Here is a 25610-nt window from a genome sequence, read left to right on the forward strand (position 1 = left end):
TCATCCTTTCATCCTGCTCCACCGTTTCACATTTTTGATGGAAACGGGGCATACAGCAATTACGATTCCTCCTGCTATAAAGGAGAATATAAACTTTAACCCATGACTCACGATCGCCATGGAAAGACCAATGCCAAGTGGGATACCGGCAGTAAGCAATGTATAGCTCATGACCGATTCATACGTACCAATTCCTCCAGGGGCAAATTGAAATAACTGGCCGATGATCGTCACACTATTGACCCAAACCGCCTTACCCATAGATAGGGGTTCAAGCATGATTATGGAAACTCCATAAAGAATGGCCCCTTCCAATATCCAGCTCATGAATACGAGGGTGATGACCAGGAGCCCCCTGCCACCTGATAAGGCAGCTTTCAGCATACTGAACTGCATGCAGAGAAAGTCGGAAGCGACGTACCTTAGTAGAAGTACCCCTATCAATACAGAACCCACGACCAATCCAATCGAGTATAAACCCGGCAGTTTTAGTGGCAGCGGAATAAAGAGCAGCCCGATTCCTGCCAGAATCATGAGAAATAAAATGTCCATCACTCTCAAGACAAATACAGAATGAAACGAGCGTGCAACACTGATTTGCTTTTCACGCTGATTCATCACCATGACCCGCAGCCCGTCTCCTACCTTCAACGGAAACACATGATTGAACAACAAACTGTAAAACAATCCGATTAAACAGCTTGATAATCGCACATGTTCATTCAGGTAGATTTTCCACGCCATCCCCTTCAGTAAAAAAGATAAAAAATAGATTCCCAGAACACTGAATAGGATAAAAGGGTGTTCAACCATCTGCCCGATGGCTTCCATCATAAACTCTTTGTCAAAATAGAAGGTGACCAGGATGAAAAACAGACCCAATAATACGAATCTAACAGCATTTTTTGCGAAATTATAATACGTTTTGTTCATGTTCTTTCATCCATTGAACCGTTCTTTTTATTCCTTCTGCAAAGGAGACGGAAGGAGAATAGCCGAGGACCTCTTTTGCCTTCATACTATCTGCGTAGGTAGATGTCACATCCCCTACTCTTCTATCCGTGACTTTGAGCTGAAGTGAAGGGAAGTGTGTTCTCAGTTCACTTATCAGGTCCTCCATAGAAACCGGCGAACCATTGCCGAGGTTAAATGTTCCCGACGCTTCACTTCTGACCGCCTTATATGTACCATCCACGATATCATCTATGTACGTATAATCCCTCTTATTTTCCAGTCCATATATCGGGATTTCCTGACCATTCATCAGCTTTTTGATAAACGAATAAATAGCCATGTCGGGTCTGCCCCATGGCCCATAAACCGTAAAGAAACGAAGGATCGTCAAGTCCATTCCATAAATGGACGCATAGGCTTTACAGAACGATTCGGCACTGTACTTTGCAGCGGCATATGGAGACACTACCTCACCCGTTGCGTCATCTTCTTTAGATGGCTTGTGATCGGTATTTCCATAGACGGAGGAAGAAGAAGCGAAGACAAATTTACGGATTCCGCTCTCCCCCGCCATCCGCAGCGTGTTGATGGTCGCCTTGATGTCGTAATCGACATATTCATTCGGCACACGCAAGGAATGGGAAACGCCTGGAATCGCCGCCAGGTGGACGACGCAATCGGCTTTAAAATCATGAAATACTTCTTGTAATTCCTGTTCATCTAGTAGTAAATCTTTTTGGACGAAGCGGAATGAACCCATTTCCCTCACAAAGGACAACTGCCTCTTTTTTCTTTCAGGTGAATAATAGGGATGAAAGCTGTCTATGATCAACAGCTCGTGTTTCTCTTCAATGAGCTTTCTGGATAGATGGGATCCGATGAACCCGGCACCGCCTGTAACAATAATCTTCAATTCCTTACACCTCGTACATTACGATTTAATCATTTCTATATTGTACCTCACCTAAGGGAGAAAGTGAAAAAGGGTTGACCCCAATGTGCAAAAAAGCGCCATCCCCCAAGCAGAACTTGAAGGATGGACTTTACACACTATTCAGGGTCAACCCAATAAACTATTTATTCGCTTTCGCCACCACATCATTCAATACGTTCTGAATGTCCGTTCTGAGCGTTTCTGCTTTCTCTTTATCCTGTGACTTAACAGCTTCTAAGTAGCTTTGAGCATCGCTTGATAGAGATTCATATTCTTCTTCTCCCATGAGACTCTTTAGATCTGATGAGATAAGGTCAATGAACAGTGCACCTTCCAAGGCTGTGATTGCCGCTTTATCTTCGCCCCAGTTCTCTCCACTTTCCTCATATTCGTGTATGGCGATTTTAGAGAAACCGCGAACAAATGCATGGTTCACTGCTTCAGGGTCGATGGATGTCACATCGGTTTGCAGATCGAATTGTTTGTTAATCATTTCTGCTTCTTCAGGAGCATTCCCTGATAGATAACTATCAAGAGATTGATAGAATGCCCAGCCTTCTGCCTGCTCCGCTTTTGCAGCTTCAGCATTTTCCTTCGCTTCTTCAGAGGCTTTCATCGCATATCCGTTCGGAAGGGCTCCTGCTGCAAGATAAAATGTCTTCATGAGCGTCTTATCCACAACTTGTTTGCCCAGTTGGAAGCCGAGCTCATCATCCTCTTCGACCGCCTTCTCCATTTCACTGAATCCACCATTTATCGCATCAATCATTTTCGTATCATAAGCTTGGTCACGCTTTTGAACAGTTGGCTCAAGAATGTCATAGAACTCTTTCGCTTCTGCTATTTCTTCATTCACTTCTTCTTTATTTCCCCAGTTTTCCGCTACCTCCGTAAATTCATGCTTCATCGATGTATAGAAAACTTTTTGCATTAATTTATCAAAAATCTGTGCTACCACCACTTGATCGAGGGAACCATCCTTACCTGCTTCAAGAGCTGTGGAAATATGTTCATCCACTTTACCTTCAGTTTCCTGATCACGTTTTTGCACAAGCTCCTGTAAGTCATCCTTATAAATGGACGTCACTTTATCATAATCGACTTCTTTGTCTTCTTTCGCTTTTGAAAGTTCAGCCTTTGCTTCTTCAAATGAGGCAGAGAAATCAATGTCCGCTTGTTCAGCTTCATCTTCTTTTTCAACCTGTTTTGAATCATTTGAAGCAGACGTTTTGTCCTCACTGCTCTTCTCATCTGTTCCACAACCCGCCAAAACGGAACCTGTTAATAAGAATGCTGCAAAAATCTTCGTTAAATCTCTCTTTCTCATATGTATAAACCTCCGACTGTTTAATTGATAATGATTTTCAATTCCATTTAAATTATATCGAGAACGATTCTCATAGTCAACGAGTTTTTGAAAATTTATTGGCGGGGAACACTTTAGGGAGTTCGTTGCAGTGTATTGGAGGGTTGTCACTTTTATGATTTGTTGCGGCAAAACAACAAAAAAACCGGAGCTGAACTTCAGCCCCGGTCTTCCATCGACATTTCTTATGCGTGTTTGTTTAATAATTCAGCAAGTGCTTCCTTAGGTTGGAAACCGATTACTTTGTCTACAACTTCGCCGTCTTTAAGGACAACTAAAGTCGGGATACTCATAACCCCGTATTTACCTGCTGTTTCCTGGTTTTCATCAACGTCGACTTTGACGATTTTCACTTTGTCGCCCATTTCGCTATCAAGCTCTTCCAGTACGGGAGCGATCATTTTACAAGGTCCACACCAAGGAGCCCAGAAATCTGCAAGTACCAGTCCAGAGTTTGTATCAGTTGTGAATGATTGATCAGTTGCATGTGTAATAGCCATATATATGCGCCTCCTAAAATCTTTGAATGTAACGTAAGTATATCACCGTTTTTTTATGGATGCTATCTTTCTGCTCGTAGGTAATATTCCCGTTTGAATATGGAATATACTCGGGGGAGAAAAAATAAGGCGCAGCCCGTGATTCAGCTACGTCCTTATTTGTATTCATATTATTCTCATACCCCTTAATCGTTCCTATAAACGTATGGACGGATTAAACGGATTAAGAAGAAGATACTTTTAATTTCTTGAATTCTTCCGTTAACATCGGTACCACTTCAAACAGGTCTCCAACGATTCCGTAATCCGCTACGTTAAAGATATTCGCTTCAGGATCTTTATTGATCGCAACGATGACCTTGGAGTTGGACATACCCGCTAAATGCTGGATAGCTCCTGAAATACCACATGCAATATACAAATCAGGCGTTACGACTTTACCTGTTTGACCAATTTGTAATGAGTAGTCGCAGTAGTCAGCGTCACACGCACCACGGGAAGCTCCGACAGCTCCACCAAGCACGTCAGCAAGTTCCTGAAGAGGATTGAATCCATCTTCACTCTTCACTCCGCGTCCGCCGGCGATGATGACTTTCGCTTCAGAAAGATCCACCCCTTCGCTTGCTTTGCGAACGACTTCTTTAATGATCGTACGTAAGTCTTTAATATCGACAGAAAGGGAGGTAACTTCTCCTGTACGTGACTCATCCTTCGCCAAAGGCTCGATGTTATTTGGACGGATCGTCGCAAAGATTACACCGTCAGTCACGATTTTCTTTTCAAATGCTTTTCCTGAATAAATCGGTCTTGTAAAGACGAGGTTACCGCCTGCTTCCTCAAGATCCGTTGCATCCGAAATCAATCCTGTGCTGAGTTTGCTTGCCACTTTAGGAGACAGGTCTTTTCCAAGTGCTGTATGGCCGAAAATGATTCCTTCAGGCTTCTCTTCATCAATGACTGACAGAATCGCCTGTGAATAGCCATCTGAGGTGTACTGTTCCAGTTTATCATCTTCCACTACCACTACTTTATCGGCACCATATTGGATCATTTCGTTTCCTAAAGCGCTTACACTTTTGCCGATTAAAACGCCGACAACTTCTCCGCCTTCAGATACTGTCTTACCTGCTGCAATCGCTTCAAAGGAAACATTACGTAATGATCCGTCCCGAACTTCTCCAAGTACTAATACTTTTCTCGCCATGTTAAAATACCCCCTGAATGTTAGTTATTCCTGTGATTCTCGCTTATATAACTTTCGCTTCATTGCGAAGAAGGGAAACAAGCTCTGATACTTGAGCGTCCAATTCGCCTTCTAATACTTTACCGGCTTCCTTCTTCGGTGGAAGGTAGATTTCAATTGTCTTGGTCTTCGCTTCTACATCATCTTCGTCTAAATCGATATCGTCCAATTCCACTTCATCCAAAGGCTTCTTCTTTGCCTTCATGATTCCAGGAAGGGATGGGTAACGAGGTTCGTTCAATCCTTGTTGAGCTGTCACTAAGAGTGGAAGGGACGTTTCGATGACTTCTGAATCCCCTTCAACGTCACGCGTGACCGTTACCGTTTCACCATCGATTTCCAGTTTCGTGATCGTCGTTACATAAGGAATATCAAGCTGTTCTGCCACACGTGGGCCGACTTGTCCAGATCCACCGTCAATGGCTACATTACCTGCAAGGATCAAATCTACTTCCTGCTCTTTTAAATAGTGAGCAAGGATCTTGGCTGTTGTGAATTGATCTCCATGATCAAGATCATCCTCTGTATTGATAAGGACTGCTTTATCAGCACCCATTGCTAAAGCGGTTCTCAATTGCTTTTCGCTTTCTTCCCCGCCGACAGTCACCACTGTCACTTCGCCGCCATGTGCATCACGGACTTGAATTGCTTCTTCGACTGCATATTCATCGTAAGGATTTATGATAAATTCAGCCCCGTCTTCGGCAATTTGACCGTTTTGGATCGAAATTTTCTCCTCAGTATCAAACGTTCTTTTCAAAAGTACATAGATGTTCATTCGTAAGTCCCTCCTAATAATGTAAACATTCTTTCCCTTAAAAAGATTTCGACAATTCAACCCCTTTGAATGGGCAGCATTGACATTCAACACTGCCCCTCAATTAGAGTTTACTATATTACTAGAATGTATTCTAGCCTTTAAAGTGTGGTTCTCTCTTTTCAACGAACGCCGAAATACCTTCTTTGGCATCCGCGGACACAAATATTTCACCAAACAGATCCGATTCTCTCATAACACCTTCATAGAACCGGTCATCTTTTGTATAACTTAATAGTTCAATGGCAGCCTTCATGGCTCCCGGGCTCTTCTTCGCAATCTTATCGGCCATTTCTTTCGCCTTATCGAAAAGCTCGTCCTCAGGGTACGCCTTATTGGCAAGACCCCACTGAACCGCTTCTGTTCCGCTGATCGGGTCACTCGTCAACAGCATTTCTGCCGCTTTCGCCCGTCCAACCAGTTTCGGAAGGCGCTGGGATCCTGCAAATCCGGGAACCAGCCCGAGTTGAAGTTCCGGTAAGCCTAGTTTGGCATTTTCACTCACCAATCGGATATGACAGCCCATTGCGAGTTCCAGTCCGCCACCTAAAGCGGCACCATGAATGGCTGCAATGATCGGTTTCGGGAAGTTCTCCATCCGTTCAAAGACGTCCTGACCTTTTTTCGCAAGCTTGGAGAATTCCTCACCAGTTTCGATCGTCGTGAATTCCTTGATATCGGCACCAGCCGAGAAGAAGCGTCCTTCACCTTTCAGTAAGATCACCCGGACATCCGAATTGGTTTCAAGTTCATCAAGAACCGCGTCGATTTCCTTGATGAGTCCACTTGCGAGTGCATTTGCGGGAGGTCTTTGAATCAGGACCGTTGCAACCTGTCCCTCTAAGACCCATGATAAACTTTCCATCTCTAATCCCCCTAAACTAGTTTAGTTCCTGCCTCCGCATCCATGAAGCAATAGCTTATGAATAGCAGGGACTTGTTCGACTAAGTCGTATTTTTGATCGTTCATCACCCATGTTGTCGCCATTTCATCCAGAGTACCAAAGATCATCTGGCGGGCGAGGCGAACATTAAGATCACTTGAGAACTCGCCTGTTTCGATCCCGCTGATCAGGATCTTATCGACTAATTCCAGATAGCCCTTTAACACATCATTGATTTTCAATCGGATATCTTTATTCGATTGTCTAAGCTCCAATTGTGTGACGATGGCGAGATGATGATCATCCGACAGTATCCTACAATGATTTTCAATCATCACTAATAATTTCTCTGAAACTGTCTGTTTTCCTGCAACAACTTCTTCAATTTTTTCGACAAAGAGAACCATTTTTTCTTTAAACAACGAAATCAGGATATCTTCTTTGTTTTTAAAATAAAGATAGATGGTTCCGTCAGCCACACCTGCCTGTTTGGCAATCTTTGACACCTGTGCCTGGTGGTACCCATTTTCTGCTATCACAATAACAGCAGCATCGATTATTTGCATGTATTTTGGTTTATTTCGTTTCATAAGTTTTGACCTGCCTTAACAAAATATGAATGACCATTCATTCATATTTCAATAATAAAAGGTTTCTCATTGATTGTCAAGAAGGATCCCTGTCCCACTTCCAATCAAAAAGAAAAAGCTCAAGTGGGTGATCATCTAACTTGTTTTCTGCTCATCCTCGATCTTTTTCCGCTCCTCATCCACGAGGGCCCTTCTGAGGATTTTCCCTACAGCTGTTTTAGGCAGTTCCTTCCTGAATTCATAAATCCTCGGCACTTTATAGGCAGCCAGGTATTTACGGGAGTATTCATTCAGTTCCTCCTCAGTCAGGGACTCTCCTTCTTTCAAGACAACGTATGCCTTGACGGTTTCCCCTCTATACGGATCTGGAACCCCTGCTGCGACAACTTCCTGAATCGCTGGATGTTCGTACAGGACTTCTTCAATTTCCCGGGGATAGATATTAAAGCCGCCGGCAATGATCATATCCTTCTTACGATCCACTACGTAAAAATAGCCCTTTTCATCCATATACCCTATATCTCCCGTCAACAGCCATCCGTCCTTTAACGTTTGTTCCGTTTCCTCAGGCCGGTTCCAGTATCCTTTCATCACCTGTGGACCTTTGACGACGATCTCACCCATCTCATTTGGAGGCAGGGGTTCTCCCGTTTCCATTGAAAACACGGCACTGTCCGTACCCGGCCATGGGACACCGATACTTCCCTTTATCCTCGCTTTATCCCAAAGGAAATTGGAATGAGTGACGGGGGATGATTCGGTCAATCCGTATCCTTCGACGAGCTTCCCACCCGTGACTTCCTCGAACTGCTGCTGCACCTCAACCGGTAATGGCGCACTTCCACTGAGGCATGAATCGATGGATGATAAGTCATATTTCTTTAAATCCGGGTGATTCAAGAGTCCGATATAGATCGTCGGAGCTCCTGGAAACAGGGTGGGCTTCAGCTTCTGTATCGTCTTCAATGTTGTTTCTGCATCAAATTTTGGAAGCAGGATCATCTTATATCCCTGCATGACGGAGAGAATCAGCACGGCAGTCATGCCATACACATGAAAGAATGGAAGGATCCCGAGCATTCTTTCTTCTCCTTTTTTACACTTATACAGCCAGGCATCGCACATGGAGGCATTGGCCACCAGATTCTTATGGGTCAGCATGACGCCTTTAGGGAAACCTGTCGTACCGCCTGTATATTGAAGCAGGGCCAGATCATTTTCAAAATCGAATCCTTCCTGGGATATCGCTTCAGCCACCGCCGTTTTCATGATTTCCGTGAATAAATGATTCTGACCTCTATGGTCCACCTTCACGACGATACCATATTGTTTCTTCTGGATGAATGGGTAAATGAGATTCTTAGGGAATGGAAGATAGTCTTTGATAGCGGTTACAATGATGTGCTCAAGATCGGTGTTTTTCATCACTTTCGATACTCTTGGATACAGAATGTCCAATGTAAGGATCACCTTGGCTCCGGAGTCTTTCATTTGATATTCGATTTCCCTTTCCATATATAATGGATTGGTTTGCACCACCACTCCGCCTGCATAAAGGATGCCGTAATAGGCAATGACGGATTGGGGGGTATTGGGAAGCATGATCGCCACCCGATCGCCTTTGTTGATCCCCAGTGTTTTAAGGTAGCCTGCGAACTTGAGAGCCGATTCGTATAGTTCGTTGTATCCTATCTCTTTGCCCATGAAATGGATCGCTGCTTTATCTCCATACAGTGAAGCGGCTTCGGTCAAATAGGACTGCAAAGGTTTTTCAACAAGGTTGAGCTCCTTTGGTATTTCCGCCGGGTATTCAGCAAGCCATGGTTGGTTCATTGTAATCCCTCCTTCTGAATAGTTAGAAAATTTATTCTATTCATTATTATAATATAAGGGGACTTCAGTTACAATTTGAAAAAATCGCTGACCATACTTTCTTCCTATCTATGAAGCTTGACCTATCTTACAGAACTTTTTTCAAAAGAAAAAAGACTGCCTATTCAACCATATGACAGTCTGTTTGTACAATATTATTATTTTGGGATTGCGTTTTTCCCCTTAGTGCTCTGAATCAAGTAAAGAACAGCATATAGATGATGCCGACGACTATAAAGCCGCCGCACAGGGTGAGCAGAACTTTCGCCAATGTTTCCATATTCCCTCTCCTTACGATATACCGGCACCTATGACATAGGATAATCCGACTGAAATGACCAGTGATATGAAGCCTACCGCCCGGTTATCATTTTCAATTTCCTCATCGATCCTGAATTTCGGTGTCAGGAATTCATAAATGAAATACCCGATCAACAGCAGGAAAAAGCCAAACACACCCCATCCAATCGTCGTGAGGATGGTATCGTTATGACTGATGGAATGCCGGAAAATATTCGCGATTCCGAATATTTTCCCTCCCGTTGCCATGGCGACGGCCATATTTCCTTTTTTGATTTCTTCCCAGTTCCGATATTTCGTCACCAGTTCAAAGATCGCTAAGAACAACACCAGACAAAGGATGACCACACTGTAATTCCCAGCCGTTTGAACAAATTCATTTTCCCAAAAGTTCTCCATCGTAAAGCTCCCTTTACCTTGTTATTTAAATTGAACGACCGTTACGCCCGTTCCACCTTCACCTGCATCCCCGAAACGGATGCTCTTGACCGACCGGTGATTCTTCAAGTACTCCTGAACTCCCTGTCTCAGCGCTCCCGTTCCTTTTCCGTGGATGATGGAAACGCGTGGGTAGCCTGCAAGCAGAGCGTCATCAATGTACTTCTCAACCCTCGATAAGGCATTTTCAAAACGCTCTCCGCGCAAGTCAAGTTCGAGGCTGACATGAAAGTCTTTCCCTTTCACCGTAGCAAGGGGTTTCGTTTCGACCTTTTGTTGAGATTGAATGAATTCAAGATCCATTTCCTTCACTTTCATCTTCATGATGCCCATCTGGACCTGCCATTCCTTCGCCGATACCCGCTCGATCAAATGACCCTTTTGATCAAAGCTCAGTACTTTGACTTCGTCCCCGGCCTTCAATTCATGCTTAAATCCAGTCGCTTTCTTCTTTTGACCCGTTTTCAGCTTAGGAGTCGCATCTTCAAGCTGCTTTTTCGCCTGGATCAATTCATGTTCTTTGATCTGGGCTGACTTTTCATGCTGCATTTTCCGCAGATCCTTGATGACCTGATCAGCTTCCGCCTTCGCTTTTTCAACGACCTCACTGGCTTTTTGCTGTGCCTTTTCGTAAAGGATATCCTTCTTCTCGTAATACTCCATCATTTGCTTCTGCATGTCTTTATGCATCTTCTCAGCCTGTCTTAGAAGCTCATGGGCTTCCTCGAGCTCCCGTTCACCCTGACGTCTGTTGTCTTCAAGTGAAGCGATCATATTCTCGACTTCTTTGCTATCGGTTCCGATATGGGACTTCGCCCGTTGGATGACACCATCTGACAATCCAAGACGTTTGGAAATGTCAAAGGCATTACTTCTTCCCGGGACCCCAAGCAATAGCTTATACGTAGGACTTAATGTCTCTACATTAAATTCCACACTGGCATTCACGACTCCTTCACGATTGTACCCATACGCCTTCAACTCGGGATAGTGAGTGGTCGCTATGACCCTCGCCCCAGTTCCATGGACTTCATCAAGGATGGAAATCGCCAATGCCGCCCCTTCCTGAGGATCTGTACCGGCACCAAGCTCATCGAACAGCACCAGACTCTCATGATCGACTTTTTTCAAGATGTCGACTATGTTCACCATATGGGAAGAGAAGGTACTCAAACTTTGTTCAATCGATTGCTCATCCCCTATATCAGCGTAAATCGTCCGGAATACACCCACCTCGGAACCATCGAGTGCCGGGATTGGAAGACCGGCCTGTGCCATCAAACTTGTTAAGCCCAGTGTTTTTAATGTGACAGTTTTACCCCCGGTATTCGGACCGGTGATGACGATGGAAGAAAATTCATTCCCTAGTTCGATATCATTCGCTACTGCCTCATCGATGGGCAAGAGGGGATGACGTGCTTTATTCAGCTTCACCCGGCGTTCATTATTGATCGTCGGTTTAGACCCTTTGATGGATCGTCCGAATTTTGCTTTCGTAAACATGAAATCCACGTCTGACAGGACGTTGACGATCAGAAGCAGTTCTTCTCCCGATTCTTGTACACTTTCAGACAGTTCCAGAAGAATCTTCTCTATTTCCGTCTGCTCTTTTAAACGGAGCTCACGCAGCTGGTTATTCAGCTGGACAATCGCTTCAGGCTCGATGAATAACGTCTGCCCGGAAGAAGATTGATCATGGATGATCCCGCCATATTGCCCCCTGTACTCCTGTTTGACCGGGATGACGTACCGATCATTCCGGATGGTGACGATCGCATCGGATAACATCTTCTGAGCGTTGGATGAACGGATCATCCGCTCCAGCTTCTCCCGGATCCGCCCTTCGTTGGCACGCAGCTGCGTACGGATCGTCCGGAGCGTTTCACTCGCTGTGTCCAATATTTCACCGTTGTCATCCACCACTTTACGTATATCCTGCTCTAAATGGGGTAGCGGGATGACCGTACTCATCTTTCCTTGTAAGAGGGGAATCTCCACCTCTTCCTCCAAGAGCTCTTCTACAAAAAGGGTCAGCTTCCGGCTTGCCCGGATCGTACTTGCCACCTGGACGAATTCAGACGGCGAAAGCATACCGCCGATTTGGGCACGCTTCACGTGAGGACGTATATCAAAAATCCCGCCAAGTGGAGCATGTCCTTTCAACCTGAGAATCGTCATGGCTTCATCCGTCTCTTCATGAAGGGCAGTGATCTCTTCATAATCGACCGACGGCATGAGGGAGGATACCCTTGCATGACCAAGGGCAGACGCAGCAAATTGCTTTAATAATTCTTTGATTTTATCAAACTCTAACGTTTTTAATACTTTAGAATTCACGGAATGTATTCCACCTTTTATCAGTTTCGCTTAATGTATTGTATGAACTCATCTTTATCCCATGTATTGATGACCGCATCTTTCTTGATCCATCCTTTACGTGCCGTACCGACACCCACTTCCATAAACTCCAGGTGATCGATACTGTGAGCGTCCGTGTTGATAACGATTTTCACACCCTGCTCCTGTGCTTTCCGGATGTTTTCAGCAGACAGATCCAGACGATTCGGATTGGCATTCAGTTCAAGAGCCGTACCGGTTTCTTTCGCCAATTGGATAAGAAGATCCATATCAACGTCATACCCTTCCCGCCTGCCGATGATCCTGCCTGTAGGATGGGCGATGATATCCACATGGGCACTTTTCAATGCGGTCTTCAGTCTCTCCATGATTTTTTCACGGGGCTGTGAAAAGCTTGAATGAATGGACGCAATGACGAGATCCACTCTCTCAAGAAGGTCATCATCATAGTCCAGGGTACCATCAGGAAGGATATCCATCTCGATCCCTGAAAGGATTTCTATATCATCATACTTCTTATTCAGTTCTTTTATTTCATCGATCTGTTTCACTAACCGCTCGGGAGTGAGGCCGTTCGCCACCCGTAAATACCGGGAATGGTCTGTGATGGCCATATAGTGATACCCCTTGGCACGGCAAGCCTCCACCATTTCTTCTATGGAATAGGCCCCGTCGGACCAGGTGGAGTGCATGTGAAGGTCGCCCTTTATGTCTTTCAGGGTAAGGAGCGGGTAATCCCTCTTGAATTCCTCCACTTCTTTTCCATCTTCGCGGAGTTCAGGCGGGATCAAGGGAAGGTCGAAGTGATGATAAAAAGCTTCTTCAGAATCGAATGTTTTCACTTCCCCTGTTTCACTATTCTCGACGCCATATTCACTGATTTTCTCTCCGCGTTCTTTAGCAAGCTGGCGCATACGGACGTTATGATCCTTCGATCCCGTGAAATGATGCAGGGCCGTCGCGAATTCTTCAGGCTTCACGATGCGAAAATCGATGCTCACATCCCAATGGTACGCAAGGGTCAATGACACCTTCGTATCGCCGGCAGCAATCGTTTCAACGATATTCGGCAACTTCAGAAGCCCTTCCTTCACCTTGTCGGGATGCTCTGTCGAAACGATGAAATCCAGATCTTTAATGGTTTCTCTCATCCTTCTTAAGCTTCCGGCTCTCGAATACGTTCCAATACTGTCGATTTCAGAAAGAAAGCCTTCTATTTCTTCCGCTATACCCATCATAAAGCCGATTGGAAGTCGGTCCGGTCTCTTCCCGACCTGTTCAATGGAAGCAAGGATCTTTTCTTCTGTCTTTTTCCCGAAGCCTGCAAGCGCCTGTACTCTGCTCTCTTTACACGCTTCTTCCAGGTCCTCTATACTCTCGACCCCAAGCTCACTGTATAGCTTCGCGATTTTCTTCCCACCAAGACCCGGCAATTGCAAAAGAGGGATCAACCCCTTCGGAACTTCTTCCTTCAGCTCTTCCAGTACAGAAGATGTTCCTTCATTTATGTACTCTTCAATAACGGAGGCCGTCCCTTTGCCGATCCCGGCGAGCTTCGTGAAGTCGCTGATTTCCTGCAGGCTCCTGTCATCATTCTCAAGTGCCGCTGCCGCTTTTCGGTAGGCAGATGTTTTAAACGAATTCTCGCCTTTCAATTCCATATATATCGCAATGTTTTCTAATAATTTTATAATATCTTTTTTATTCAAGGGATTCACCTACAATCATAGAATTAACCTTCAAGATTCACGTTCATCCAGAAATCCAGAACGTCTCCATTTATATAGTAGCAAAACTGGCAGAAAAAGAAAAAAGACTGACTTATAAGATGAACCAATCGTTAATGGCTTCCCTAACGAATTTGAGTTGCATACTTATAGTCAGCCCTTTTTCAGGCTACATATTCAATCCACCAGGATTTCACCATATCGGAGAAAACAGGAGTATGTTTCACCATCGCCTGTGCAATGAATGAGTTATTGATGAATGTCTGAACCGACTCGATCGGCAATAATACCGCAATATACAAGAGTATGAATATCATTAAATAGGATTCAACAAAACCGAGTATCCCACCGCCAAGAACATTCAGCTGCTTCAATAGTGGAAGATGGGCGACAAAGTCAAGCATCGATCCGATGATTTGAAGAATGATGCGTACTGCGAAGAAAATCATTGCAAACGCGATTACACGGTAATATGCCTGATCCAGATGGGTGGATTCAAATATCATATTCAACGTGGATTGCTCGTCCAATACAGGATAAGGAATCCATAAAGTCAGCTTCGGTGCAAGCTGATCATAATATATGTATGCTACAATGAAAGAAACGATAAATCCGAAAATGTGGATGACCTGCAGTATGAATCCACGTTTTAAACCTATTAAAAACCCTATCACCAGGATGACCAACAAAGCTAAGTCCAACATCTTTATTCAATCCTTTAATCGTTTAATTTCCCGTTCAAGCTCTTCAAACTTTTCCTGAAGTTTGAGATAATCATTCACGGCATTAACAGCTGTCAAGACCGCAAGCCTGCTTGTGTCGAGAGATGGATTCATGGAGTTGATATCTCTCATTTTGTCATCCACTTTAGAACAAACGTATCGGATTTGACTTGTTGATTCAGTCCCAACAATCGTATATTGTTGACCATATATGTCCACCGTGGTGCGATTTTTTTGTTCATCAGACAACCTGAAAGCCCCCCATTCATAAGAATCCTACACATAATCATACCATGAAGTCTTTTGATTATGGAAGGAATTTGTCATATACGCTCACATTTTTTATTAAATTCAAGATATTTGTCATAAGGAGAGAGAAACTTGGCCAATACCGTCATACAAACAACGAAAGATACAATCGAAAAAATGAAAAGCCATTACAAACATGCATTGATTGAAAAACTTCCGCCGGGGGCAGTCTTTGTGGCAAAGCCATCAGGATGCACGATCACCGCCTATAAATCCGGTAAAGTGATGTTTCAGGGAGCAAACGGTGAAGGAGAAGCAAGCCAGTGGGGAAGCAGCGCCCCAACCAAGGCGAAATCCCCTTCCAAAGGGACTGCCAACCTCCCCGAAAATTTCGCGAATTGGTCCGTCATCGGTTCTGACGAAGTAGGGACAGGAGACTTCTTCGGCCCGATCACCGTGGTGAGCGCTTACGTAAAGAAAGAGCAGATCCCACTCATGAAAGAGCTTGGGGTCAAGGATTCCAAAAACTTATCCGACCCTCAGATCATCAGTATTGCAAGGGATCTGATTTCCACCATTCCCTATTCACTGCTCATCCTGCACAACCCGAAATACAATGAGATGCAGGCAAAAGGAATGACCCAGGGGAAAATGAAAGCACTCCTCCATAACAAAGCCATACTGAACCTGCTGGAAAAGATGACACCTGACCAACCCGAGGGCATCTTGATCGATCAGTTCGTCGAAAAGAATACATATTTCAAACACATCGCTGCCCAAACGAAAATCCAGCGGGAACGCGTATACTTCAGTACAAAAGGAGAAAGCATCCATCTGGCCGTCGCAGCGGCATCGATCATTGCCCGCTACGCATTCTTAAAAGAAATGGACAAGCTGAGTGCGAAAGCCGGGGTGGAAATTCCGAAAGGCGCCGGAAAACACGTGGATGTGGCCGCCGCGAAGATTATCAAACGAAAAGGGATCGAGGAATTGAAGTCGATGACGAAATGGCATTTCGCGAATAGTGAGAAGGCGATGAGGTTGGCGAGGAAATGAGGAAGGCCCCACTGGTTATGCCGGTGGGGTTTTTTGTTTGTGTTTTTTTGGGGTGGTGTGATGGTTTTTGTTCAGAAGGTGAATTTTCGTTGGGAATCAGCTGCTGATTTTTCTTGGTTTTTCAGCAGGTGAATTTTGCCGTTATTTTACCTGTTGAATGTTGGGGTTATTTTAACAGGCAAACGAGCAAACACACCCCCTCCCACCACAAAAAAAGATGCCAGACCAATGTCTGACACCTCTCTTCACAAGTCGAATTATCCTCTCAATTCGGCTCCTGCTTTTTCTTTTACGGCTGCAAGTACTCCATCATGCACTTTCACAACTTCTTCATCGGTCAATGTTTTCGCCGGATCGAAGTATTTCAAGGAGAATGCAAGTGATTTCTTGCCTGCTTCCATATGCTCGCCTTCATACAGATCGAAGACGGACACTTCTTTCAGAAGTTTTCCTCCTGCTTCTTTGATGATGGATGCAAGGTCCCCGGCTTTCACATCCTTGTTCACTACAAGGGCGATATCCCGTGTGATCGATGGATGGCGAGGGATCGGCGTGTAGCTCAATGCCGGCTTTTCATAATGGAAGACAGGTGATGCCTTCAGTTCGAATACATACGTTTCGTTAAGATCCAATTCTTTTTCCGCTTCCGGATGGATCGCACCGACGAAACCGATCACTTCGTTGTCCAGCAGGATCTCGGCCGTACGTCCTGGGTGCATGCCATCTACGGTTGCCTGACGGAATGAGACGGCTTCTGATACGCCGATTTCTTCGAACATGCCCTCTAGGATCCCTTTGGCTACATAGAAGTCGACAGGCTTTTTCTCGCCTTGCCAAGGGTGCTGGTGCCACAGGCCAGTAAGCGCTCCTGCAATATGCTCTTCTTCCCGGGGAAGTTCTTCGCCTGTTTCCGTTAGGAATACGGATCCTACTTCATAAAAGGCAAGCGAATCATTTTGACGGGCTTTGTTATATGAAACCACTTCAAGAATCTGTGGAATGATGCTTAAACGAAGGTTGCTGCGTTCTTCACTCATCGGCATCAATAAGCGGACAGGCTCCCTTGCGTCCAGTGCATAAAGGCTTGCTTTCTTGTCGTTTGTCAATGAATACGTGATCGCCTGCAGAAGTCCCGCTCCTTCCAGATAACGGCGGACCCTACGGCGCTTCAGCTGATGATTCGAAAGGCCACCAGGTGTTGCCTCTCCTTCTGGAAGTGTCATTGGAAGATTGTCATACCCATAGAGGCGGGCCACTTCTTCCAGTAAATCTTCAGGGATGGTGATATCCCCTCTTCTTGTCGGAGCTGTTACGACAAACGTTTCGCCATTTACTTCTGCATCAAATTGAAGTCGGCGGAAGATATCTTCCACTGTTTCAACGGAAATGGCTGTTCCAAGTGAAGAATTGATTTTTTCAAGGGAGATTTCAACCTTGACCGGTTCAACATCCAATTCATTAAATAAAACAGTTCCTTCGAGAACTTCTCCACCGGCATATTCAGCCATCAGACCAGCCGCTCTTTCTCCTGCTTTCAGGACACGATTCGGATCCACGCCTTTTTCATAACGGGTGCTCGCTTCGCTTCTGAGTCCGTGGCCTTTCGATGCACCTCTGACAATGGCACCGGTGAAGTAAGCTGCTTCAAGAAGGACAGTGGTCGTATCGTTCTGGACTTCTGAATTCGCTCCCCCCATCACTCCGGCAAGGGCAACGGGTTCAGTCCCGTTCGTAATCACAAGCTGACTCTTTGACAACGTTCTCTCCGCATCATCTAGGGTCACGAATGTTTCGCCGTCGTTTGCCCGGCGCACAAGGATTTCCTTTGAACCGAGGCGGTCGTAGTCGAAAGCGTGAAGAGGCTGACCGTATTCCAATAGCACGTAGTTTGTAATGTCGACTACGTTATTATGTGGACGGATCCCGGCTGAAATCAGTGCATTCTGCATCCAAAGTGGAGATGGTCCGATTTTGACATTTTTAATGATTTTAGCACCGTAAAGAGGGTTATCTTCTTTCGCTTCCACTTTTACCGATACATAATCCGATGCTTTTCCGTTGCCTTCTGACACTCCGGTTGAAGGAAGCTTTACGTCACGGTCCAGGATGGCTGCCACTTCATACGCCACTCCCAGCATGCTTAAGCAATCCGAGCGATTGGGTGTCAATCCTAGTTCGAGGATCGCATCATCCAGATTTAATAATTCAACGGCATTTCTGCCTACCTCGGCATCATTACTGAATACATAGATTCCTTCTGCATGTTCTTTCGGTACGAGCTTTCCTTCGACTCCAAGCTCTTGCAGGGAGCAGATCATCCCGTGGGAGGCTTCGCCGCGAAGTTTGGCTTTTTTGATTTTGAAGTTACCAGGAAGGACCGCCCCTACTTTCGCGACAGCCACTTTCTGGCCTTTTGCCACGTTCGGTGCCCCACAAATGATTTGGACAGTCTCTTCTTCCCCTGTGTCCACAAGGCATTTATTTAATTTATCCGCATCGGGATGCGGCTCACACTGCAGGACATGCCCGACGACCACATTTTTGATTTCTTCGCCGATCCGTTCGACACCTTCGACTTCAATCCCGCTTCTTGTAATCTTCTCTGCCAACTCTTCAGGTGTGACACCTGACAGGTCGACATAATTTTCTAACCATTTATATGAAACAAACATGTGTTAGTACCTCCCTATCGTTTTTCTTTACTCTTGCGTTCCGAACTGTGTCACAAAGCGAGTATCGTTTGTGTAGAAATGACGGATATCATCGATGCCGTATTTCAGCATGGCGATACGCTCTGGTCCCATACCGAAGGCGAAACCTGTATATTTCTTCGAATCGAATCCAGCCATTTCAAGGACATTCGGATGAACCATCCCTGCTCCAAGGATTTCGATCCAGCCCGTCCCTTTACATACACGACAGCCTTTTCCTCCACAGATCTTACATGAAATATCCATCTCGACAGAGGGCTCTGTGAATGGGAAGAAGCTCGGGCGCAAGCGGATTTCACGGTCTTCACCGAACATTTTCTTGGCAAACACATTCAGCGTCCCTTTCAAATCACTCATCCGGATGTTTTCGTCGATGACAAGACCCTCGATCTGGGTGAATTGATGTGAATGTGTCGCGTCATCCGTATCACGTCGGTACACTTTCCCGGGACAGATGATCTTGATGGGTCCCTTTCCTTTGGCCAGTTCCATCGTTCTTGCCTGAACCGGTGATGTGTGGGTACGCAGAAGGGTTTCTTCCGTAATATAGAAAGAATCCTGCATATCACGTGCCGGGTGTCCTTTAGGGAGATTCAGGGCTTCGAAGTTATAATAGTCCTTCTCCACTTCCGGTCCTTCAGCAACCGTGTAGCCCATACCGATGAAGAGGTCTTCGATTTCTTCCACGATCATCGTCAGGGGGTGGTGATTTCCTTTTTTTACAGGACGGCCGGGTAACGTCACGTCGATCGTTTCAGATTGAAGTTTCTTTTCGACCGCTTCTTTTTCAAGAACAGCCTGCTTTGCTTCAATTGTTTCTGTGATCGCTCCACGTACTTCATTGGCAAGTGCCCCCATTTTAGGACGCTCTTCTGCTGAAAGTTTCCCCATTCCTTTTAAGGCTTCGGTGACAGGTCCTTTTTTGCCTAAATAAGCAACGCGGATGTTGTTCAGTTCTTTCAAATCTTGTGCTTCGTTCACTTTTTCGATGGCTTCTTGTTGAAGGGATCGTAATTTGTCCTCCATTTTTATTCCTCCTTTAATGTATATCGTCCGAATGTTCCTTTGGATTGGTTTTTAAACAAATAAAAAAACCCCATCCCAAAAAGGGACGAGGTTTATATCGCGGTACCACCCTTATAAGCATATCCACAGGTGGATATACTCACTTCATTCGGATAACGGCTTATGCCGGAGCATCTTTACATTCACATGTGGAATGGTCCCGATGCCAACTCGAGAGGTGAAATGTTCACACTATGTTTTCTTAAGAATGCTTACAGTCCAGGGCATTCTCTCCCTTGAAGAAGGTCATGTGTTACTTTCCTCTTTCAACGTTTTTTAAGTTATATGTGCATTATTATAGTGAATTTCACGGCATAATTCAAACCTTTTCACGAAATTCACTGCCCATTTTTAAAATAGTACAATAAAATGCCTGCCGCAATGGCCACATTCAATGATTCACTCTTACCGTAGATGGGGATGTAGAGGTTCTGGTCGGTTTCCTTTAAAAGGTCTTTCGACATGCCTTTCCCCTCATTCCCTACGATTAAGGCATAAGAAGATTGCGGGTTGATTGATGTGTACTCCACTCCATTTTCAAGCGCCGTCCCGTAAACGGGGATGCTGCGCTCTTTCAGGGCTGAAATGGTTTCAGGCAGTTCTTTTCTGACGATTGGAATATGAAAATGACTTCCCTGTGCCGAGCGTAATACTTTCGGATTATAAGGGTCAACCGTCCCTTTACCTAACACGACCATGTCGATTCCGGCTGCATCGGCTGTGCGGATGATCGTGCCGATATTGCCCGGGTCCTGAAGACCGTCTATCAACATGAATGTGGCTGCCTTATCGGGGTCATACTCATCTTCCTTTTGCCTGCAAATCGCAAAAATCCCTTGAGAAGTCTCGGTATCAGCGAGGGTTTTCCCTACTTCTTCCGATACCATGGTGATGGGAACCGAGTCAACCGTCCATTTCTGGGGGATATCGATTCCTTCCACCAGGATCAGCTCAAGGACCGTATCCTCCTGCATCAATGCTTCTTCCACAAGGTGGAATCCTTCAATAATATATGTAAGGGTGAGATCCCGTTCTTTTTTCGTCAATAATTTCTTCCACTGTTTCACAACAGGATTTTTCGAGGATTGAATATACTTCAATCGTATCCGCTCCTTTTGATTACTATTTCAAGGTCTCATTATACCTTAACTTTCATACATAATAAATTCAATTTGAGACAAGATAACAATGAATTCCTCATCCTAGCAAAAAGGAGAAATGCTTGATGAATCTCAACTTACGAAAAGCGGTCATACACAACGTATCTGGAAACAACCAGGACGAATTGAGAGACACCATTGTCGATGCCATCCAGGGAGGGGAAGAAAAAACCCTTCCAGGTCTCGGTGTACTCCTTGAAGTCTTCTGGCAAAACGCAGATCCACAGGAACAGAAAATGGTCCTTGAAACATTAGAGGAATCATTGCAGCAGCAACAGATGCAATAGTAAAGGCATGGGCAATCCTGAATAGGGGTTGCCCTTGTTTATTGGAAAATCCGAACTAATATTCACCTGAGTGGTTTTAGTCTAACCCTATCAGTGGTATTAAAACCTACATAAGGAAACGAAAGGGGAGACGAATGTATGAGTCAAGAGAAAAGTGCATTATTGATCATCGATATGATTAATACGTTTGATTTCCAAGGTGGAGAGGAATTATACGAAAACACCATGAACATCGTCGGAAACATTCGGGATTTGAAGAAGAAAGCGAAGGAAGCCGGGATGCCGGTCATTTATGTGAATGACAACTACGGTCTTTGGCAGGACAATATGAATGACATCATAAAGGAGTGCAAAAAAGGGAAAGGAAAAAACGTGATCGAAGAACTCCACCCCGATACAGACGATTATTTCATCATCAAGCCGAAGCACTCCTGTTTTTTCGGGACACAGCTTGATATCCTGCTTCATCAGCTTGATGTGAAGCATCTGATCTTAACAGGGATCGCAGGTGACATTTGCGTGCTTTACACCGCCAATGATGCCTATATGAGGGAATATGATATATCGATACCACAGGACTGCATGGCATCAGAAACCGATGAGGATAATGAAAGCGCGATTCGTATCATCAAAAAGACGATTGACGCCGATATGACCTCTGCCAAAGAAATGACATTCAAATAAAGACATATAAAGAGACCCTCATTCAGAAGGGTCTCTTTCACTCCAATCAATCAAACGTAATCTTCGCAACCATATCTTTATCGAGCTTCTTGATCACTTCTGTAATCAATTTAACGGCGTTTTCGTAATCATCACGATGCAACATCGCTGCATGTGAGTGGATATAGCGTGTGGCAATGGTGATGGATAAGGCCGGAACTCCATTGGCTGTCAAATGGATCGCACCTGAATCCGTCCCACCTCCTGCGATGGCATCGAATTGATACGGAATGTTATGCTCATCCGCTGTATCCGTCACAAAATCGCGAAGTCCCTTGTGAGAAACCATTGACGCATCATATAAAATGATCTGTGGACCTTCACCCATCTTACTTGAAGCTTCCTTATCAGAAATACCAGGTGTGTCCCCGGCGATTCCAACATCCACACCAAAGCCGATATCAGGCTGAATCTTGGCAGCAGCCGTTCTCGCTCCACGGAGACCAACCTCTTCCTGTACGGTACCGACTCCATATACGATGTTCGGATGACTTTCGTCCTTCAGGTTTCTTAGTACATCGATGGCAATCGCACAGCCGATGCGGTTATCCCATGCTTTCGCAAGGAGCATCTTCTCGTTGTTCATCACCGTGAATTCGAAATGAGGGACCACCATATCTCCCGGTTTAACACCCCATTCCTGTACTTCTTCACGGCTTGACGCACCGATATCAATGAACATATCTTTAATATCGACCGGTTTTTTACGTGATTCCGGAGGCAGAATATGCGGCGGCTTGGAACCGATCACACCTGTCACTTCCCCTTGGCTCGTCACGATCGTCACCCGCTGTGCGAGCATAACTTGAGACCACCAGCCTCCTACAGTTTGAAAGCGAAGGAATCCTTTGCTGTCGATCTGGGTGATCATGAATCCAACTTCATCAAGATGTCCCGCCACCATGATCTTAGGACCGTTTTCATCGCCCACCTTTTTCGCGATCAGGCTCCCCAGATTATCTGTCGTCACTTCGTCTGCAAATGGCTCTATGTATTTTTTCATGACTTCACGTACTTCTCTCTCATTACCCGGTACACCTTTGGCATCGGTTAAGTCTTTGAGCATTGTCAATGTTTCATCTAATTTCGCCATTGTTTCGACCCCCTAAATATTGTTTTACCTTTTCATTATACTAAAACCTGTGTGATTCATCAAAATTTCCTGAATCTTCTTTATTATCGTAATGAAGATTCTTGGATTAATATCCTTCCTTTTGACGATCATAATTCACTTCATTTTTCTTCACATACGCATCGAACACTTCTTCATGAGTGAATCCGAGCAGTTCGCCAAGGTACACGTAGTGCCTGAATAATTCCTGGAAATGTTCAACTGAACGCTCTACCGCAAAGTGGTTGGCATATTTGAATACTTCCATGAATTGCTTTGTCACATCTTCATTCGTATAATTCGTCTCCCCTATATCGAATTGTTGAATGCCGATTTCGATTCCCAGTGACAGGATGAAATGGACCCCGTCCACAAACTCTTCAAGGATCACTTCCTTTGATGAAGAAGGTTTCGTACTCCAGAACTTAAAGTTTCTCGTTTCATTGGCCAGTTCCCCTACCTCAACCAGGAGGGCAAGGATTTTTTTGTCGATCAGATCTTCTTGTTCCAGACCGTGTTCCTCTTCGATATGCTGATCAAGTTTCTTCTGCATGTCCAGTAATTTTTCAATATTCATGTGATATCTCTCCTTTGATGCCTTTATTTCTTGCACACCCTCTTAGTATGACAAATTTTTAAACAAATTTATAATAATATGAAACCTTTTTCTGTTTTGACCGTAAATAGTAGTGGAAGAAATATGCCTATGGAGGTAATGGTTATGCTTTGGCTAATTCGGTTAGTGCTTTTCATCCTTATTCTTTATCTTTTATACAGCAGCGTGAAATACATTATCAACCCAAAGCGAAAACTGGAGCTTGCCCAGGAGCAGAAACGTTTCTATTTTCTCGATGATCAGGAAAATGTCCGGAAGAATTTTCACATGACGTACAAGGGTGTACGATTTGAAGGAGAAAAATATCTTGGTGCAACTGAGAAGTCATTCGACGTGGTTTCCATATTCGTATGGACCAAACATGTTTCCTCATTAAAAGGGCTTACCCGGGAGGATTTTGAATACCTCCAGAACGAAATCAAAGAAAGATACCCGAATGCCAAACTCGACTGGAAAAGTCCGATTCACGAATTCCTTCAAAAATCCCAACAAAAAAACGACTAGCAGAGCTGGTCGTTTTTCATTTTTATTTACCCGGAAAAAATTCTCTCCATTGAATGACTCTGACTTTTTCCCTCAGGAGGTAAAATAGGACGATGAGCGCGATGAAGATCATGACGAGAATGGGCGGGGAAAATTGCTTGATATATTGGCCGAATACCGTGTAGAAAAACGCCAGGGGAATGTTGGAAAGGACGGATGCACGTATGAAGGGCTTGAGCTCCTTCTTCCGCTCGAGCAGGCAAAGATTCAAGAGCTGGTAATGGACAAAGGGAATCAGCCTGAGAACCGCAATCTGACCCGTGGTGAGGGTGGCATTCCGGCCGAACCACTTTTCTTTCAGCCTCAGGAGCTTTTCATAAAACGATTTGAAACTTTTAATGACAAAATAAAAAGTGACAGATAAGAGCGTTAATCCGATCAACGAATACAGAGTGCCGAAGATACTCCCGAACAGAACCCCTCCCGCCATACAGACAAGGGCGACGGGAATGAACAGAAACTGCCTCAGGATGTGAAATAAGATAAACAGAACAGGAGCCATATATCCACTTGCTTCCATCAGGGCGAATGCAGCAACCAACCGTTCGTCCATGACTTATGCGACCTCCTTCTGCTATTCTAAGCTGTTTCTACAAACCCTCTTTATATAGTATGTGATAGAGACGGGTTAAAGAATGAAAACTTGAGGTCACAGATTCGCATTCAGCCAGATGAACAACACACAATGAATAATGACAAGCAATGGGAAGCCGATGGCAAACGCTTTGTGCTTCGTTTTATGCCTGAACACCTTCATACCCATATACGCCCCGACACTGCCTCCCACAATGGCCACCTGCCACAGCACCCGCTCGCTGATACGGTATTCATGCCGCTCAGCCTTCCGTTTATCTCTCCCCATGACCGTAAAGCCGATGATATTGATGATGACGACATATAGATATAAGATCCCTGTTAATGCATCCATGATTTCTACCTGCTTTCTAATGTGAATGATAGAAGAAAGGACCGGCCAGGGGCCAGTCCTTTTTTATCTACTGACTGAGTCAGTAGTAACTTATTTGTTTAGTTGAGCTTTAGCAGCGTCAGCTAATTGGTTGAATGCTTTTTCGTCAGAAATCGCAAGCTCAGCAAGCATTTTGCGGTTTACTTCGATACCAGCAAGCTTTAATCCGTGCATTAAACGGCTGTAAGAAAGACCGTTCATACGTGCAGCCGCATTGATACGTGTGATCCATAGTTTACGGAAATCACGTTTCTTTTGGCGACGGTCACGATAAGCATACATGTATGATTTCATGACTTGTTGATTGGCTACTTTATATAAAGTATGTTTTGAACCGAAATAACCTTTGGCTAATTTAAGAACTTTTTTACGACGTCTGCGTGTTACTGTTCCGCCTTTTACGCGTGGCATAATAAT

General features: G+C 44.7%; 26 protein-coding genes and 1 other annotated feature. Of the genes, 4 read left to right on the top strand and 22 right to left on the bottom strand.

Annotated features, from left to right (window positions below):
• From AC0VXY_RS15750 to zapA, 14 genes are all read right to left on the bottom strand, one after another.
• Positions 1-933, bottom strand: a complete 933-nt coding sequence (locus tag AC0VXY_RS15750; RefSeq protein WP_475525793.1) for a lysylphosphatidylglycerol synthase transmembrane domain-containing protein — start codon at positions 931-933, stop codon at positions 1-3.
• Complete coding sequence (locus AC0VXY_RS15755) at positions 914-1867, bottom strand: NAD-dependent epimerase/dehydratase family protein (protein WP_475525794.1); 954 nt, start codon at positions 1865-1867, stop codon at positions 914-916. The genes AC0VXY_RS15750 and AC0VXY_RS15755 overlap by 20 nt, the downstream gene beginning before the upstream one ends.
• 160 nt (positions 1868-2027) lie before the next feature.
• On the bottom strand, positions 2028-3215 hold the full coding sequence (locus AC0VXY_RS15760) for a hypothetical protein (protein WP_435989943.1): 1188 nt from the start codon (positions 3213-3215) through the stop codon (positions 2028-2030).
• A 224-nt stretch (positions 3216-3439) separates the two neighbouring features.
• Entirely contained in the window at positions 3440-3754 is a 315-nt protein-coding gene (gene trxA / locus AC0VXY_RS15765) for a thioredoxin (protein WP_435989942.1), read from the bottom strand.
• A 223-nt stretch (positions 3755-3977) separates the two neighbouring features.
• Complete coding sequence (locus AC0VXY_RS15770) at positions 3978-4958, bottom strand: electron transfer flavoprotein subunit alpha/FixB family protein (protein WP_475525795.1); 981 nt, start codon at positions 4956-4958, stop codon at positions 3978-3980.
• A 43-nt stretch (positions 4959-5001) separates the two neighbouring features.
• Positions 5002-5775: an electron transfer flavoprotein subunit beta/FixA family protein gene (locus AC0VXY_RS15775; protein ID WP_034757067.1), complete on the bottom strand. Its 774-nt coding sequence runs from the start codon at positions 5773-5775 to the stop codon at positions 5002-5004.
• Positions 5776-5908: 133 nt separating this feature from the next.
• Positions 5909-6679: an enoyl-CoA hydratase gene (locus AC0VXY_RS15780; protein ID WP_435989940.1), complete on the bottom strand. Its 771-nt coding sequence runs from the start codon at positions 6677-6679 to the stop codon at positions 5909-5911.
• A 21-nt stretch (positions 6680-6700) separates the two neighbouring features.
• Positions 6701-7288 (bottom strand): TetR/AcrR family transcriptional regulator, encoded by a 588-nt coding sequence (locus tag AC0VXY_RS15785; protein WP_475525796.1) that lies wholly within the window; start codon positions 7286-7288, stop codon positions 6701-6703.
• Between the two features lie 135 nt (positions 7289-7423).
• Positions 7424-9121 (bottom strand): AMP-binding protein, encoded by a 1698-nt coding sequence (locus AC0VXY_RS15790; protein WP_435989938.1) that lies wholly within the window; start codon positions 9119-9121, stop codon positions 7424-7426.
• A gap of 330 nt (positions 9122-9451) precedes the next feature.
• The gene (locus AC0VXY_RS15795) at positions 9452-9859 is read right to left on the bottom strand and encodes a DUF350 domain-containing protein (protein ID WP_098439680.1); all 408 of its coding nucleotides are present in this window, start codon (positions 9857-9859) and stop codon (positions 9452-9454) included.
• Positions 9860-9880: 21 nt separating this feature from the next.
• Positions 9881-12235 carry an endonuclease MutS2 gene (locus tag AC0VXY_RS15800; RefSeq protein ID WP_475525797.1) on the bottom strand — a complete coding sequence of 785 codons (2355 nt, stop codon included), beginning with the start codon at positions 12233-12235 and terminating at the stop codon, positions 9881-9883.
• A 20-nt stretch (positions 12236-12255) separates the two neighbouring features.
• Positions 12256-13965 carry a DNA polymerase/3'-5' exonuclease PolX gene (gene polX, locus AC0VXY_RS15805; RefSeq protein ID WP_475525798.1) on the bottom strand — a complete coding sequence of 570 codons (1710 nt, stop codon included), beginning with the start codon at positions 13963-13965 and terminating at the stop codon, positions 12256-12258.
• A gap of 182 nt (positions 13966-14147) precedes the next feature.
• Positions 14148-14687: a CvpA family protein gene (locus tag AC0VXY_RS15810; RefSeq protein WP_034757049.1), complete on the bottom strand. Its 540-nt coding sequence runs from the start codon at positions 14685-14687 to the stop codon at positions 14148-14150.
• A gap of 6 nt (positions 14688-14693) precedes the next feature.
• Positions 14694-14954, bottom strand: a complete 261-nt coding sequence (gene zapA, locus AC0VXY_RS15815) for a cell division protein ZapA (RefSeq protein WP_435989935.1) — start codon at positions 14952-14954, stop codon at positions 14694-14696.
• A gap of 132 nt (positions 14955-15086) precedes the next feature.
• Here zapA and rnhC point away from each other — a divergent pair, with 132 nt between their 5' ends.
• Entirely contained in the window at positions 15087-16010 is a 924-nt protein-coding gene (rnhC, locus tag AC0VXY_RS15820) for a ribonuclease HIII (protein ID WP_475525799.1), read from the top strand.
• A 257-nt stretch (positions 16011-16267) separates the two neighbouring features.
• Here rnhC and pheT read toward each other — a convergent pair whose 3' ends face one another.
• The 3 genes from pheT to AC0VXY_RS15835 form a co-directional block, all read right to left on the bottom strand.
• Complete coding sequence (pheT, locus tag AC0VXY_RS15825; RefSeq protein ID WP_475525800.1) at positions 16268-18682, bottom strand: phenylalanine--tRNA ligase subunit beta; 2415 nt, start codon at positions 18680-18682, stop codon at positions 16268-16270.
• A 27-nt stretch (positions 18683-18709) separates the two neighbouring features.
• Entirely contained in the window at positions 18710-19747 is a 1038-nt protein-coding gene (pheS, locus tag AC0VXY_RS15830) for a phenylalanine--tRNA ligase subunit alpha (protein WP_034757039.1), read from the bottom strand.
• Between the two features lie 78 nt (positions 19748-19825).
• Positions 19826-20065: a binding site (T-box leader), on the bottom strand.
• A gap of 59 nt (positions 20066-20124) precedes the next feature.
• A complete protein-coding gene (locus AC0VXY_RS15835; protein WP_475525801.1) occupies positions 20125-20886 on the bottom strand; it encodes a TrmH family RNA methyltransferase in 762 nt (253 codons plus the stop codon).
• Positions 20887-21011: 125 nt separating this feature from the next.
• On the opposite strand from AC0VXY_RS15835, the gene sspI reads away from it, so the two are divergent.
• On the top strand, positions 21012-21233 hold the full coding sequence (gene sspI / locus AC0VXY_RS15840) for a small acid-soluble spore protein SspI (protein WP_475525802.1): 222 nt from the start codon (positions 21012-21014) through the stop codon (positions 21231-21233).
• Between the two features lie 138 nt (positions 21234-21371).
• On the top strand, positions 21372-21917 hold the full coding sequence (locus AC0VXY_RS15845) for a cysteine hydrolase family protein (protein WP_475525803.1): 546 nt from the start codon (positions 21372-21374) through the stop codon (positions 21915-21917).
• Between the two features lie 46 nt (positions 21918-21963).
• Here AC0VXY_RS15845 and AC0VXY_RS15850 read toward each other — a convergent pair whose 3' ends face one another.
• Together AC0VXY_RS15850 and AC0VXY_RS15855 are read right to left on the bottom strand one after the other, a co-directional pair.
• Complete coding sequence (locus AC0VXY_RS15850; protein ID WP_435989928.1) at positions 21964-23049, bottom strand: M42 family metallopeptidase; 1086 nt, start codon at positions 23047-23049, stop codon at positions 21964-21966.
• A 106-nt stretch (positions 23050-23155) separates the two neighbouring features.
• The gene (locus AC0VXY_RS15855) at positions 23156-23644 is read right to left on the bottom strand and encodes a dUTP diphosphatase (RefSeq protein ID WP_475525804.1); all 489 of its coding nucleotides are present in this window, start codon (positions 23642-23644) and stop codon (positions 23156-23158) included.
• A 144-nt stretch (positions 23645-23788) separates the two neighbouring features.
• Between AC0VXY_RS15855 and AC0VXY_RS15860 the strand changes: the two genes are divergently transcribed.
• Positions 23789-24187: a sigma-w pathway protein ysdB gene (locus AC0VXY_RS15860; protein WP_475525805.1), complete on the top strand. Its 399-nt coding sequence runs from the start codon at positions 23789-23791 to the stop codon at positions 24185-24187.
• Between the two features lie 22 nt (positions 24188-24209).
• On the opposite strand, the gene AC0VXY_RS15865 is transcribed toward AC0VXY_RS15860, so the two are convergent.
• The 3 genes from AC0VXY_RS15865 to rplT all read right to left on the bottom strand — a co-directional run bounded on the left by AC0VXY_RS15865 (position 24210) and on the right by rplT (position 25604).
• The gene (locus AC0VXY_RS15865; RefSeq protein ID WP_475525806.1) at positions 24210-24779 is read right to left on the bottom strand and encodes a TVP38/TMEM64 family protein; all 570 of its coding nucleotides are present in this window, start codon (positions 24777-24779) and stop codon (positions 24210-24212) included.
• A gap of 96 nt (positions 24780-24875) precedes the next feature.
• Positions 24876-25154 carry a DUF1294 domain-containing protein gene (locus AC0VXY_RS15870; protein ID WP_435989925.1) on the bottom strand — a complete coding sequence of 93 codons (279 nt, stop codon included), beginning with the start codon at positions 25152-25154 and terminating at the stop codon, positions 24876-24878.
• A 90-nt stretch (positions 25155-25244) separates the two neighbouring features.
• Positions 25245-25604: a 50S ribosomal protein L20 gene (rplT, locus tag AC0VXY_RS15875; RefSeq protein WP_034757014.1), complete on the bottom strand. Its 360-nt coding sequence runs from the start codon at positions 25602-25604 to the stop codon at positions 25245-25247.
• Positions 25605-25610 lie beyond the last annotated feature (6 nt).

This window comes from Rossellomorea sp. QJM3NY_18, from assembly GCF_056173145.1.

Bases quoted from the DNA above. Each gene is read 5' to 3' on its own strand.
- AC0VXY_RS15870 (WP_435989925.1), bottom strand. From the start codon at position 25,154: ATGGATGCATTAACAGGGATCTTATATCTATATGTCGTCATCATCAAT.
- AC0VXY_RS15810 (WP_034757049.1), bottom strand. From the start codon at position 14,687: ATGTTGGACTTAGCTTTGTTGGTCATCCTGGTGATAGGGTTTTTAATA.
- AC0VXY_RS15750 (WP_475525793.1), bottom strand. From the start codon at position 933: ATGAACAAAACGTATTATAATTTCGCAAAAAATGCTGTTAGATTCGTA.
- trxA (WP_435989942.1), bottom strand. From the start codon at position 3,754: ATGGCTATTACACATGCAACTGATCAATCATTCACAACTGATACAAAC.
- AC0VXY_RS15775 (WP_034757067.1), bottom strand. From the start codon at position 5,775: ATGAACATCTATGTACTTTTGAAAAGAACGTTTGATACTGAGGAGAAA.
- AC0VXY_RS15850 (WP_435989928.1), bottom strand. From the start codon at position 23,049: ATGGCGAAATTAGATGAAACATTGACAATGCTCAAAGACTTAACCGAT.
- pheS (WP_034757039.1), bottom strand. From the start codon at position 19,747: ATGGAGGACAAATTACGATCCCTTCAACAAGAAGCCATCGAAAAAGTG.
- rplT (WP_034757014.1), bottom strand. From the start codon at position 25,604: ATGCCACGCGTAAAAGGCGGAACAGTAACACGCAGACGTCGTAAAAAA.
- AC0VXY_RS15795 (WP_098439680.1), bottom strand. From the start codon at position 9,859: ATGGAGAACTTTTGGGAAAATGAATTTGTTCAAACGGCTGGGAATTAC.
- AC0VXY_RS15845 (WP_475525803.1), top strand. From the start codon at position 21,372: ATGAGTCAAGAGAAAAGTGCATTATTGATCATCGATATGATTAATACG.
- sspI (WP_475525802.1), top strand. From the start codon at position 21,012: ATGAATCTCAACTTACGAAAAGCGGTCATACACAACGTATCTGGAAAC.
- AC0VXY_RS15790 (WP_435989938.1), bottom strand. From the start codon at position 9,121: ATGAACCAACCATGGCTTGCTGAATACCCGGCGGAAATACCAAAGGAG.
- AC0VXY_RS15785 (WP_475525796.1), bottom strand. From the start codon at position 7,288: ATGAAACGAAATAAACCAAAATACATGCAAATAATCGATGCTGCTGTT.
- pheT (WP_475525800.1), bottom strand. From the start codon at position 18,682: ATGTTTGTTTCATATAAATGGTTAGAAAATTATGTCGACCTGTCAGGT.
- AC0VXY_RS15770 (WP_475525795.1), bottom strand. From the start codon at position 4,958: ATGGCGAGAAAAGTATTAGTACTTGGAGAAGTTCGGGACGGATCATTA.
- AC0VXY_RS15760 (WP_435989943.1), bottom strand. From the start codon at position 3,215: ATGAGAAAGAGAGATTTAACGAAGATTTTTGCAGCATTCTTATTAACA.
- AC0VXY_RS15865 (WP_475525806.1), bottom strand. From the start codon at position 24,779: ATGGACGAACGGTTGGTTGCTGCATTCGCCCTGATGGAAGCAAGTGGA.
- AC0VXY_RS15855 (WP_475525804.1), bottom strand. From the start codon at position 23,644: ATGAATATTGAAAAATTACTGGACATGCAGAAGAAACTTGATCAGCAT.
- AC0VXY_RS15780 (WP_435989940.1), bottom strand. From the start codon at position 6,679: ATGGAAAGTTTATCATGGGTCTTAGAGGGACAGGTTGCAACGGTCCTG.
- AC0VXY_RS15860 (WP_475525805.1), top strand. From the start codon at position 23,789: ATGCTTTGGCTAATTCGGTTAGTGCTTTTCATCCTTATTCTTTATCTT.